Here is a 12,749-nt window from a genome sequence, read left to right on the forward strand (position 1 = left end):
AATTTTGTAGCAGAAAAATAAGGGGCTACTTGACTAGCCCCTTTATTGTTTTTCTGGAAAAATCAGGCTCTGCCGCTATCGGCAAGCAATTTACCAATCAGCATATCTTTTTCTCGCCACAGCTCATAGACCCATTGATTGAATTCAGCACGAAATACCTGATCATTTACGTAGTCCGCAAGAAAGAACCTTTCCGGAATACGAATCTGCTCAACACGAACAATCACCCTCTTTACTTTCCCACCAAGGAAATCAGCAAATGACGGGATACCATCCGGGTAAACTATGGTTACATTTAACAGGCGGTTTAGTTGCTTACCCATACTTTGCATTGCGAAAGCGATACCCCCGGACTTAGGCTTGAGCAGATGGGCAAAGGGAGATCCCTGCCTGTCGTGTTTGTCTTGCGTAAAACGTGTTCCCTCAAGGAAATTCATAATACTGGTGGGGGTTAATTTAAAGCGTTCACAGGCTTTTTTTGTCGCCTCCAAATCCTTACCGCGCATTTCCGGGTGCTTCTTCAGGAACTCCTTGTTATAGCGTTTCATAAAAGGAAAATCCAACGCCCACCAACAAACCCCCATCACCGGAACCTTGATCAACTCCTGTTTTATGAAAAATTTCAGGAAAGGAATTTTTCGATTGAAAATGGACTGCAACACAAAAATATCCACCCAGCTCTGGTGGTTTGACGTCACCAGATACCAACCATCCTTATCCAGCGACTCATCGCCCTGTACGTCCCACTGGGTTTTCTGGGTGAGCTTCATCCAGCCTTTATTCAGAGTGAGCCAGGCTTCAGCACAAGAAATAAAAATGATCGCAAAGAACTTGCGCAGCGCAGCAAAGGGCAAAATCAATCGCAGGACCACAAAAAATAATATGGGTATGAAGCACACAATGGTGCCAATGGCCAACAAAGTCGAGGCCAATATCAGCAAAACAATCGAGGGAAGAAAATTTAACATCTTGCGATTCTTTAATAATTGAATAACGAATGAAGTAATTTACCGCAGCTCCCTCAAAGAACCACATAGTTTCACTCTTGAGCTGACCGAGGCTAACCGGTCAATTCAAGCACTTGGTAGACCACTTCCTGTGAATAAATCCGTTTTACCGGACACACTTATAAGTTGCCAACCTCAATCATCATGGCTGTGTACATTTTTAGATTCAGACGGAATTGTTCCACAGTGATAAATTCATGCTCAGAATGGCCTGTATAAGCATTGCCCGGCATGGAGGGACCAAAACTGACTGCATTCGGCAGCAGTTTGGCATTGGTAGAACCACCTATGGCGACAGGCTTGGCATCTTCCATACCAGTAAAATGGCTGAAAACATCCAGCAATGGTTCAACATGAGGCGCATTGTCTACCCGGTAGGGATTACCCAGGGAAACCTGAGTATCGGCAAATATTATGCCGGTCCGTTCCTGCCAACTTGATAGTGCAGAATGAATTTCTTTTTCCAGCTGGGTAGCACTTTTACCCGTGGGGCGGCGCAGGTTCAGGTAACTGGTGAGCCCATTTTCAGTGACTTTCACCATGGTAACAGAAGCAGTCATTGGCCCCATAAATGAATCGTTATAGGCGATATCCCCAAATTTCTCTGCCTCAATACCAGTGCCTACCAGGTCATTCAGGTAACGTACAGTTGCTCCAGCAGCATTAGCCGGCCATTCGTGCACACTAAGAAGATCGGCCAGGAAGGCAATTGCATTGACTCCATGTTCCGGCTCAGAGCTATGGATGGCTTTTCCACGAGCAGTAACAACTAGCTTGTTTTCACTTTGCGATATTTCAAAAGTCGCTTGGGAGTGTTTGGCTGCTCTGGTGCGAACCGCCTCAACCAGTTCCGGAGTGACATTAGCCAGGGTGGCTCGGGCTTCGTCCGGCACTTGGCTGCGGAAATAACCACCGGAAAAATCCTCAACATAGGGCTTGGCAAAGTCCGCCGGCAAACTTCCAATAGTGCTAACCTGTATTTCACTCCACCCTTTTTCTGCGGTCACTACCGGGTAGCTAGCATCAATAGTGATGTTGTAAGCGGGAATTGGGTAAGTTTTCAGAAAGTGTCTCAAGGGCTCCCAATCAGACTCTTCAGCCAGGTAAATAAGAAGCTCTATCCTGCGCTTAATAGGCGAGCCCTGGTCCTTAATTGCCTTCATGGCATAGAGTGCAGTTGCGATAGGCCCCTTATCGTCTTCACTGCCTCGGGCAATCAGCTTGCCGGGTTCACTTTCACTATCGAGATAAAAAGGGCTCTTTTGCCACTTCTCAGGGTTTGCCGGCTGTACATCCCCATGAGTAACAATACCGACCTTTTCAGGTCCCTCACCCAAGGCCACTACCAGTACATGACCATAGTCCTGGTATTCAAGCCCTAGCTCCTTCGCTTTTAACTCCAGCACCTTTTTAAATCCTACAAAAGCGGGGTTATCAGCCAAGGGGGTTTCCTCACTTGCAACAGTCTCGAAGCGCACCAGGCTCGCGAGGGTTTTTGTCATGGCCCCTTCGTATTTTTCGACTGCGTAGTCCGCGGTGTCCTGAGCCAGGGAAGAAACTTCAGCCTCTGCTCCAGCAGATAAAAAAGCTGGTAAAAGCAATAACAAGAGAACAGGCTTCAACCTCATAATTCCCCCAAGTGAGTAAAAGCGCCATTGTACATCTCCTCTTATTAGCATGACTCACCTTTTCACCCCAGTCCCAGTGGTATTTATCACCACACGACAACCACCCATCCCCGGCTTGGAAGTACTGACTGCTAAACTATTCAGTGACCATGGGCCCAAACGGGTAACCTAAGCCTGTCTCCCTTTGCTTGCATTCCCATTTAATGAGCCAGCCAGATCCCTGGCTTCAGGGAGGGGGTAAGAAGCAGGCAAAGACTTCGGACTATCTATTTCCTAAAATCCTTACCCCACCCGGGAGTAGTGCATGGGAACCGCGATTGGCAAACATTTCCACCGCAAGCAATGGCTGAGTGTTCAACAGGCTGTCAATCACTTGAGCGCCCTCTCGGAGGAGCCCCTAACCAGCGCTCATTTAGCGGACCTTGCTGAGGAGAAGCTCCTTGACCTTTACTGGTATCGCCCTGGGCAAAAGTTAATGTTCCTGGATCAAATCGGCAGCCGCGAACTGGTGGAGCCCCTGCGCCTTTGTACGGATAATCAAAGTGATTGGCGGGCAATTGTCGGCGTATTACGCCACAACCCCGCTCTGCCAGCATATGAACAAGATACCCCCCTGCTTGAAGACGCCCAAGGTAATCGCCTTCGGATTACTTTCGATCATCATCAACTACCTGAACCCTATAGCAGCCGTTGGTATCCCAACCTGGCTGAACTGGTACTCAAACGCAGTGACCTGGAGCAGCTGGAACCCCGTCTGTTCTCACCTCAGGAGGCCAGTATCAACCTGGAGCGCGACTTGCTACTCGACGTTATTTGGCAACTGGAACAACTGGCCCTGGATGGCGAGGAGCACTCTACTAGCTGGCTGGCTGAGCAGCTCGCCAGACGCTCAACATCCCTGGACCGTAATGCCTGTGAAAGGGTTCTTCTAGCCGCAGAACGCGAGCGGACGCAAAGGCAGGCGCATTAGTAAAAATCACTCGAAATACCAATACCACCTGAAGTAACCACTTTTGACCTCCCTCGCAGAGTCTCATTCCAACCATTGGTCATAAGCGACAAAGGCTGTACCCTAGCGCCAGTCATAATAAAGCAATACCAGAGATCTCCGGAGGTAAGCCGTGCAGGCACGGAATAACCAGACTCGCTATGGCTGGGCTGCCATCGCTTTGCACTGGTTGATGGCACCAGCCATCATCGGTCTTTTTGCCTTGGGTTGGTGGATGAGGCAGCTGTCCTACTACGATCCTTGGTACCAGCAGGCGCCAAATATTCATAAGAGTATCGGTGTGTTGCTATTACTGCTGCTGGTGTTACGGCTCTTTTGGCGCCTGATCAATGTTACGCCACAAGCAGAACCCAATACGCCACGCTGGCAAACACTTGTGGCTAAGGGAGCACACCAACTCATTTACCTCCTCCTGTTTGCCATTATGTTTTCCGGCTACTTGATCTCCACCGCTGACGGGCGAGCCATTGAGGTTTTTGGCTGGTTCAGCCTGCCGGCCACTATTCAAAGCATTCCCAACCAGGAAGATATGGCCGGTAGTGTGCATGAAGTTCTGGCTTGGAGCCTGATTATTCTGGTAGCCATTCACGCCTTGGCAGCACTGAAGCATCACTTTATCGACCATGATTCCACCTTGCTGAAAATGCTAGGACTATCCAAAGATTCTGAGCAATCAGAAGAACAAGCCCCCATCACAACCACAAAAAAGGAAACAGTCTTATGAAGAAGCTCACTGCACTTTTATTCGCAGCCCTACTCGGCACCACAGCCCAAGCCGCCGAATATAAAATCGATACTAAAGGTGCCCATGCTTTTGTACAGTTCCGCATCAAACACCTAGGCTACAGCTGGTTGTATGGCCGCTTCGATGATTTCGACGGCTCTTTCTTTTACGACGATAAAGCGCCAGAGAAATCTTCGGTTAACGTCAATATTGATGTTACCAGCCTCAACAGTAACCATGCTGAGCGCGACAAGCACTTGCGCGGGACCGATTTCCTAAACACTGAAAAATTCCCCTCAGCCACCTTTAAAAGCACCAGCTTCGAACCTCTCGCAGATGGCAAGGCTTTGTTAAAAGGTGAACTTACCCTGCACGGCATTACCAAGCCAATTACGATCGACGTAACCAATATTGGCGGTGGTAAAGACCCCTGGGGCGGCTACCGTCAGGGCTTTAGTGGCACTACAGAGTTCGAACTGAAAGACTTTGGTATCGATTACAATCTGGGCCCTGCCTCCCAGAAAGTAGAGATGATTCTGGATATTGAAGGCATCCGTATCTAAGTCCAGACACAATCGCCCAAATACATACAAAGCCAGGGCTCCATAAGCCCTGGCTTTGTTATCACCAGTCTCACTTATCTTTTCAGCCCATCAATTTAAATATCCATCACGAGCTATTTACCAGTGCAAAAAATTAGCATTGTGACAACTGTAATCTAGTCCCAAGTAGCACCTAACCGGTCGATTCAAATTTGAAATTGCGTACTTATTAGGCAGGGTGGCAGGAATTGCCGCTAAGTTGGCATTCTTGATTCGCTGTGATTCTATTAGGTTAGTACCAGTTATAGCTTGGATTTTACTGTAGTAAGTTTGTACAAGTGCTGCTCAGATAAAGATGGCCTGTGGCTTCGAGAGCTTAGCTGGTAGCCCTGATAAGAGAAAGAAGTGCAAATTTTTATTCGATTTCAGCCTCCCCCAAGCTGCAAATAGCAGTAGAAATTCAAACCAGTCCACACTGAGCAAGCACAAATGATTACGGCGCTTTTGACGTCAGAACAACTTTTCAGCGAAAATAGCGGCAATTAGTATCAATCATTGCAATCGTTCCTTAGATCGGTATAAATGGAACGATTATACAGAGCAACTTCAACCTCATAGTGACCACTCACTTAGAGCAGGATTTTAGCACCGGATAAGCTGCCCATCACACTGCCAATATCCGTGGCGGTAGCGGCAATCAACTTGGTTTACTGCAGCTTTCTAGCTGGCGCTTAAAGAGATAAACCTCATTACCTCAGGTTTTCTCTTACTCACTTGAGTAAGTGCTTACCATGTTTTAAGCCTGCTGGAGCCAGATTCGCAAGAAGTTTGAGCATTCTTGCCAGGGTAAAAAGGACAAAAAAATGGCTTGCCTACAGCACCCAGATAGGGAACAACCAGTATATTTAATGGCCCACCACACTATTGGTCGCCGCCAGGGCGCAGTGGACACCCGTATCACCAGTGCTGAGATTTCCGGTATTCACTCGGCAATCCAATGGACCGGCACCCATTGGAATATTCGTGATCTCAGCCGCAACGGAACCTGGCTCAACGGCCAACAACTGGTTCCCGCCAAGAGCTATCCACTACAGACAGGTGACAAGATTTGTTTCGGCCGGGCTGACAACCCAGCCTGGATTATCGAGAATCTTGATGCGCCAGAGAATCTACTCATTGACCTGCAAACCGGGGAAGCACAACCTCTTGAGCAATACCACTTGCTCCCTGATGAGAGTGAACCATTGGCAAGCTTACACTTCAGTCCCGTAACTGCGCAGTGGCAATATGAGTTCACTGGCAATTCCGCTGAAGTCGGCAACAAGAAGCTAGTGAACCATGGCGACCGCATCGACTGCGGCCTTAACAGCTGGCAGTTATTTCTGGCAGATAATCAAGGCGCCACCAAGGAGCTATCCCTACAACAGCTGTCGATCACCGACTTCGGCCTGCGCTTCTCAGTCAGCTCTCACGAAGAGCATGTTCAGCTACAGCTGCAGCGAGAGGGAATGAAGCAATCCCTGCCTGCACGGATCCACAATTATCTGCTGTTATACCTTGCCCGAGCACGCTTCAGGGACATGCAAAACGGCCTAGATATGGATTCGCAGGGCTGGGTCTCGATCCAAGTAGCTACCCACGAGCTGGGTATTACTGTCAATCATCTGAACACCCAGATCTTCCGTGCACGCAAACAGATTTCCGAATCCCTGCCGGACGCAGTTGATACTTCAAACCTGGTTGAACGCCGCTCTTGGGAGATCCGTATTGGCTGCCACCAGTTTGAGATATATAAGGGTACCCAGCTGGAGGCAAAAGCAGAGCTAGGAGAAGCTTAAATTTTGAAGGAGCCAGGGTTTATTAAGTTAAGGACCACTTTACTATTAATTTAGTTACCAGAATGGTAGAACTGAATCACCAAGATACAGACAAGGCTTACATTACAGGAGCTACTACCCCCTCTGGGTGACCATCTTATATGGTAAAGGCACTCTTCAGCACCGGGGGAATAAATTGTTTGCTACGCAAAGCAACGGTAGGCATACATGATACTCAACTCAACAGATTCCATTAATAAACATAGTTGAGCGAAGATCAGTAACCTCTGAGTACAAATAGCACCCAAGGGCCATTGGTAGGAAGCTTCAGGCACATTGGGACTGGAAGGCCATATAATGCCTTCCAGAAATCAGGAGCAACTCCTCTCTAGCTGTATATACAGCACAGCATTGTGCCTAGCTTACAGTACTCGAATCAGAACTGTTTAAAATTAAGCCAGCATTGACTCGTCAAGTACCAATATTAATTGTACTACAAGCATAATAGAGTCTCTCTAATAGAGCTGATCAAGCCAAAAAATATGGAATAACGTGAACCATTTCCTTCAGAAAGGAGACAGATAGCTTCACGAAAATGTACTATCAGGTAGAATGGCCTATCCATCCGAGAAGATCAAAATACAATGGACGTAGTTGCGCTGGAGAAAACTGAGGAATACCAAGGCCGTTACAGGGTTGAGCGCACTCTGGGAGCTGGGGGTATGGGAGTTGTTTACCTCGCAGAGGATATCAAGCTGGGGCGCAAAGTTGCGATTAAGCAGTTACGCTCAGATATGACTGGCAACTCAGCAGAAGCTCGTTTTCGTAGTGAGGCACAACTCTTAGCCAGGCTAAACCATCCCAATATCGTACGTTTATATGATGTGATAGAGGAGGAGCACAAAATAGCCTTGGTAATGGAGCTAGTTGAAGGCGTGACCCTCAAGGAATGGATACGCGAACAAACATCCACACTGCCAGAGAAGCTCGACTTGCTGATGCAAGTATCTTTAGGCCTTGGCAAAGCACACTGCCTAGGTATTATCCACCGAGATCTTAAACCAGAGAATATCCTTGTTACTGTAGATGGTGTTGCGAAAATAACCGATTTTGGTATTGCCAAAGCACTGGACTGCGATCAACAGCTTACCAGGGAGGACCACATAGCTGGCAGCGTACAAGCTATGTCCCCTGAGCAATTACAAGGAACTCCCCTGGATGCGCGTAGCGACCTATTCAGCCTTGGCTGTATCGCCTATGAGCTTCTCTGTGGTTGTAAACCTTTCGAAAGAAAGGATATAAGTGCACTGGCTTTTGCCCAGCAAATCATCAATAAACCTCATATCCCACCCCAAAAATCCTGGCCAGATATTCCAAAGCCCCTTGGTGCTCTTTTAGATAGACTATTAGGGAAACATCCGGAGCAACGGCCAGACTCAGCTCTACAGGTGTATGAGGCCCTGGAAATAATTCGCAAATTTGGAATTGACGCTGACACTCATCAGTATTCTGATACGGTCACGCAATTATTAATAAAACCTAGAAAGAAATATAAACGTATTTCTACCCTTATTGCCGGACTAGCCTTACTCTTCGCCGGGGGAGTTTGGGGCTGGCGCTCACTTACGCAGCTGACACCGCAATATATTGCAGTATTACCAATAGAGATCAGTGGTGAAATTTCAGGTGGTGATAACGCATCCACTCTGGTAAGAGCTATGGTTCGCCAGGCATTAACGAGCACTCCAGGTGGTCTTGAATCCAGCGCTTTGGTAAATTTCACTCCCGATGAGAACAGCTCTCAGGAGCAGCAACTAAAAAAACTACACGAAAAAGGCGTCACCGATGTCTTATTCGCCCATCTCGATTGTATGCAGCAACGCTGCAACATTGAATTACAAAGAATCAATCCTGAAAATAACCAAGTAAAAGAACAGGCCTCTTTTTTATTCCTCAGCGAGCACCGCCAGGAGTCTCAATATACTATTAGCAACAGCTCTTTAGCACTTTTTCCAAGTGGTTATCAAAAGCAAGTTAGTGGTAAGGTTAAAATGGAGTCAAGTGATTACAACTTGTATCTAACCCTGCTAGCAAAATTAAATAAAAATGATACCCCCCTAACCGAAGAAGATCTCGATCACCTGGAAGAATTAATTGGCAAATACCCCAGAAATGTGAACCTTTATAAGCTCTATGCTGATTTCGCAGCAAGGATATTTATCATAACAAACAATAACAAGCTGCTAACATCCACTATGGGAATTCTCTCTAGTGCTGATATTTCCGGGGCAGATGAAATTACTCTACTTGAGGCTCAGCTAAAGATTAGGTCTATTGATGCAGACAAAAAAGGCTTTGAAACAATACTTAAGAAACTCGAGAAAAGAGGCTACCCTTCCGCCCACCTATTTGCCGAAAGTTCGCGATTTCATTTTAGTAATGGCAGCTACTCTGAAGGGCTAATTTATGCTCAAAAGGCCGTAGCATTATCACCTTCAGCAAATCACCTATACTTAGTTGCAATCACCCAAGTAGCCAGCGGTGACTACAGCTCCCCAAAAGAAGTATTAAATAAACTATTTGAGAGCAACCCTCAATACTGGCCTGCTTATGCCTTACTGGGAGTTATAGAACTAGAAAATGGCAACCTTGATACGGCACAAGCTGCCATACAAATGGTTCCAGAAGCTCATAGAAGCTGGCGTACAAAATCTAATCTTGGGACTATATTTTTTCTTCAAGGTAATTACAGAGAGGCCTTGAAAATTTACCTAGATATCCTGGAGAGTTCGCCAAGCAATATTCAAATGATCAGTCAGGTCGCAGAGGCATACGCTATGCTTTCTGACCATAAAAACGCAGAAAAGTTCTTGAATAGGCTCCTTCAAACTACAGAAGGCAAATCTGATTTTCGCTCTCAAAGATATAGAGCTGTTGCTTTAGCGAATCTAGGGCAGGTTTCCCTTTCTATAAGCATGATAAAAGAGCTCCTCCAAAAAGCTCCAGATGATACCTACGTAAAATATTCTGCAGCCCAAGTATATGCCATTGCTCAAGAGTGGCGCTCTGCCGGTTACCATATAGAACAGCTGTTAGCACAAGGGATGAGCGCAGTGTGGTTCATCCTACCTGAATTTCAACAACTCTGCGCTCAACCCATAGCAATAGAAGCCTCTCTTAACTCTATTTGCCAGTACCCGAAGCCGGAACGGGGTCAATACCCGCTTCCGGATCACCGGAAACAAAATGCATTCCCGTTTCAGGATCAACACACATCCACAAAAAATTAAACCGATCTGGAATACGATCCTTATCTTTAATTTTTATCACCAGCTTAGTGTAATCTCCATCTACTTCTTTGGCTCGCGCGCGAAATTGATGGCGAAAATCAGGACTCAGCGCGATAATTCCATCAAGTTTATGGTTTTGCTGGTAACGAACAAACTCCAACTCTCGACCTGGAACTTCTGACAAATCCAGGGAAACTTTCAGGGTAAGCACTCCACCTTTATAAATTTTAAAGCGCATATTCCCAAAGTGTTCTTCCGGGTTAACTGCATTGTAAAGAGGCCAATACTGAGGCTCGCCATCCTTCTGCTCTCTGGGCCGTAAAACCAGATCCAGCTTTAACCCTTCTTTAGGTACCTCGCACTCCAGTACGGGTAAGTCGGCACAAGCGACCATTATTCATCCCTCTCGTAAGAATTTGTTATTTGGTGTAACCAAAAGACGTTTTATCTCATGTAAACTACGTCTGTGACTGCGCAATCATAACCGGTACCGGTTTAAAAAAAAGCCGGCAGTACTGATACTACCGGCCCGGAATGATGGTCCCAACCATCGACGGTTACAACAACACTATCAAGAGCAAAATTTGGCATCCGTGCCCCGGGCAAGCTCATCCAAAAGTTCCGACTAAGACTCTGCACCTGTCGGTTCCAGCTCGACCGTTCAGCTTGCGCTGAATCCTTTTAATCCCACGCTTGCGAAAACGTGAGAAAACCAAATCCATCCGAAGTTATGTTGCGGGGGCTGCCGATCCATGGCAGGGGAACTGCTTAACAATCTCCCGCCCCCCTCAACTGGAACCTACTTTACGGATTTGAGAATTACAGGTCTATCACGCCCAATTACAGAAAATTACGCGCCAAATGTTTTATACGTCGGCATAGGCTGTTAGAGTCGCGATATAACAAAAAGCATCGCTTAGTGAGGATACGATGGAAGCGAATCTCGAAGATGTAAAAATTCTCTCTCCCCGCCGCAACAGTACTGAAGCCACAAATATTGAGGAGTTGGCGCGTGAACAATTACAGCATTTCTGCATCGATTCAGACTCAGAGCACGGCCAATTACTGGAGCAAACTGCAGCACTGCTATATCAGGCCCAGGGCAATCTGAACCAACTGTGGAGCCAGGTTACAGACACCCTGCAGCGCTTGGATCGCTCAGATAAAATTGCTTATTTCAATGCCAAGCGCTTTATGAGTTTCCAACTGGCAAAACTGCTGGATACTCTACAAAACCCATTGCGGGCTAGCTTTCAAAGTCTGCAGGGAGACGATTTCAATATCACCACACGTGGTGGTTATCCACTATTCGACAATATTCCAGCGATTTTTTCCGCAACCCCGGTGATCGCACGCACTGCCACCTACATCTATGCCTGTACCGAGTGGGTAGATGACGCCTTTCGCGGCCGCGAACCCAGCCACGACATTTACTCACGCCTGCTCAACCCGACTTCTATCTCCCTCGCCAATGCCATTGTGGACCTAGAGTGCGGTCCTGCAGCAAACGAATATATGGCCTGGAACTTTAACTCTGGCATGGCAGCCATTGATGCACTGCTTTCCAACCAGCTGCGCCGCGACGATATATTGATTGTCTCGCGTAATATCTACGGCGGCGTACACCAGCTGCTTCAAGATTTTTACGCTCGAAAAGACAAGCTAGCAATCCAGCTGGTTTGGTTTGATGGCACTAGCGGAGAGGATTTTAAAAAGCTTTTAAATGAGACCCAGCAGAATTATGCCGATAATCTTGCTAGGGGGGCGAAGATCCACACCTATATCGAATCACCCTGTAATCCACACGGTATCATGTTGGATGTACCGGGTATCTGTAAGATGGCACATCGGGAAAATATCCTCGTAAGCCTGGATGCCACCTTGGCCACTCCCTTTCTGTATCAACCATTACGCCGGGAGGACCGTGAGGAGCGCCCGGATTTTGTTGTGCACTCCTATACCAAGGATATTGGCGGCACCGGCGCTGCAACAGCTGGCGTGGTTATTGGGGAAAACCACCGCATGTTTATTCCCAAGGGGGACAGTGCCAAAGGGCTCAACTGGGACCAGTGCATGTTCTGGGATGTATATTATATTAAAGGCGCTTTCCTGGATGCGGATAAGGCATGGGAAGTGCACTGCGGCATGCGTACCCTGGAAATGCGTATGCTTACCAAATGTATCAATACATTGAGCCTTAGCCATTTCTTTGCCAGCCACAATAAAATCCGCGTGAATAGCCACGCGGTAGAGAGTCACCCGAATTCAAAAATGCGCGAGTCATTAATGCGCTATGAGTTCCCAACACCGTTGTTCAGTATTGATATGGAGGCGGCACAGATTCCCACCGCGGCCTTCAAGAGCTTCTTTGATGCATTGGAACCGGCCTTTGGGCAAATGGTGAGCCTGGGGCAAACCAATACCATGGTACTCTGCCCTGCACTTACCTCTCATTCGGAGCTCTCTCCTGAAGCGATGGAAGCAGCAGGCATATTCCCAACCACCATCCGTATTTCAGTGGGGGATGAAAATATGGCACAGCTCGCAGCCCACGTGATTAATTGCGCACGTCTACATCTGGACCCTGTGAGTCCAGGGTTCAGTGACGGCTTTATCTCTCCGGAGGAGGCCGATGCACTCTTTACTCACTTCTATATGCAATCCCACCAGAAGGTAGTGGAAGCACAACCGAAAATTGCCGATTACCTGTAAAGGAAATTGATTTAAGGGAA

At 47.3% G+C, this 12,749-nt stretch carries 9 protein-coding genes; 6 read left to right on the forward strand and 3 right to left on the reverse strand.

Going from position 1 to position 12,749, the window contains the following annotated elements; genetic code table 11:
- Positions 1-62 precede the first annotated feature (62 nt).
- Both yihG and ACJJI7_RS03460 read right to left on the reverse strand, forming a co-directional pair.
- On the reverse strand, positions 63-968 hold the full coding sequence (gene yihG / locus ACJJI7_RS03455; protein WP_282952435.1) for a 1-acylglycerol-3-phosphate O-acyltransferase, YihG family: 906 nt from the start codon (positions 966-968) through the stop codon (positions 63-65).
- A 158-nt stretch (positions 969-1,126) separates the two neighbouring features.
- On the reverse strand, positions 1,127-2,635 hold the full coding sequence (locus ACJJI7_RS03460; protein ID WP_444900962.1) for a dipeptidase: 1,509 nt from the start codon (positions 2,633-2,635) through the stop codon (positions 1,127-1,129).
- Between the two features lie 304 nt (positions 2,636-2,939).
- Here ACJJI7_RS03460 and ACJJI7_RS03465 point away from each other — a divergent pair, with 304 nt between their 5' ends.
- The 5 genes from ACJJI7_RS03465 (at position 2,940) to ACJJI7_RS03485 (ending at position 10,017) form a co-directional block, all read left to right on the forward strand.
- Complete coding sequence (locus tag ACJJI7_RS03465; protein ID WP_020414537.1) at positions 2,940-3,605, forward strand: hypothetical protein; 666 nt, start codon at positions 2,940-2,942, stop codon at positions 3,603-3,605.
- Positions 3,606-3,756: 151 nt separating this feature from the next.
- Positions 3,757-4,368, forward strand: coding sequence for a cytochrome b (locus tag ACJJI7_RS03470; protein ID WP_282952432.1), 612 nt, complete (start codon positions 3,757-3,759; stop codon positions 4,366-4,368).
- On the forward strand, positions 4,365-4,931 hold the full coding sequence (locus ACJJI7_RS03475) for a YceI family protein (RefSeq protein WP_020414535.1): 567 nt from the start codon (positions 4,365-4,367) through the stop codon (positions 4,929-4,931). The genes ACJJI7_RS03470 and ACJJI7_RS03475 overlap by 4 nt, the downstream gene beginning before the upstream one ends.
- An 842-nt stretch (positions 4,932-5,773) precedes the next feature.
- Complete coding sequence (locus tag ACJJI7_RS03480) at positions 5,774-6,748, forward strand: FHA domain-containing protein (protein WP_157533606.1); 975 nt, start codon at positions 5,774-5,776, stop codon at positions 6,746-6,748.
- Positions 6,749-7,449: 701 nt separating this feature from the next.
- On the forward strand, positions 7,450-10,017 hold the full coding sequence (locus ACJJI7_RS03485) for a protein kinase domain-containing protein (RefSeq protein WP_169337136.1): 2,568 nt from the start codon (positions 7,450-7,452) through the stop codon (positions 10,015-10,017).
- Here the strand turns inward: ACJJI7_RS03485 and ACJJI7_RS03490 are convergent.
- Entirely contained in the window at positions 9,911-10,411 is a 501-nt protein-coding gene (locus ACJJI7_RS03490) for a hypothetical protein (RefSeq protein ID WP_444900961.1), read from the reverse strand. The two genes, ACJJI7_RS03485 and ACJJI7_RS03490, sit on opposite strands and share 107 nt — an antisense overlap.
- Before the next feature lie 536 nt (positions 10,412-10,947).
- Here ACJJI7_RS03490 and ACJJI7_RS03495 point away from each other — a divergent pair.
- Positions 10,948-12,729, forward strand: coding sequence for a trans-sulfuration enzyme family protein (locus ACJJI7_RS03495; RefSeq protein ID WP_020414532.1), 1,782 nt, complete (start codon positions 10,948-10,950; stop codon positions 12,727-12,729).
- Positions 12,730-12,749 lie beyond the last annotated feature (20 nt).

It is taken from the genome of Microbulbifer variabilis, from assembly GCF_056232115.1.

Excerpts from the sequence above, each read along its gene's own strand:
- ACJJI7_RS03475 (WP_020414535.1), top strand. The coding sequence starts at position 4,365 with ATGAAGAAGCTCACTGCACTTTTATTCGCAGCCCTACTCGGCACCACA.
- ACJJI7_RS03495 (WP_020414532.1), top strand. The coding sequence starts at position 10,948 with ATGGAAGCGAATCTCGAAGATGTAAAAATTCTCTCTCCCCGCCGCAAC.
- ACJJI7_RS03465 (WP_020414537.1), top strand. The coding sequence starts at position 2,940 with ATGGGAACCGCGATTGGCAAACATTTCCACCGCAAGCAATGGCTGAGT.
- yihG (WP_282952435.1), bottom strand. The coding sequence starts at position 968 with ATGTTAAATTTTCTTCCCTCGATTGTTTTGCTGATATTGGCCTCGACT.
- ACJJI7_RS03490 (WP_444900961.1), bottom strand. The coding sequence starts at position 10,411 with ATGGTCGCTTGTGCCGACTTACCCGTACTGGAGTGCGAGGTACCTAAA.
- ACJJI7_RS03460 (WP_444900962.1), bottom strand. The coding sequence starts at position 2,635 with ATGAGGTTGAAGCCTGTTCTCTTGTTATTGCTTTTACCAGCTTTTTTA.
- ACJJI7_RS03480 (WP_157533606.1), top strand. The coding sequence starts at position 5,774 with ATGGCTTGCCTACAGCACCCAGATAGGGAACAACCAGTATATTTAATG.
- ACJJI7_RS03485 (WP_169337136.1), top strand. The coding sequence starts at position 7,450 with ATGGGAGTTGTTTACCTCGCAGAGGATATCAAGCTGGGGCGCAAAGTT.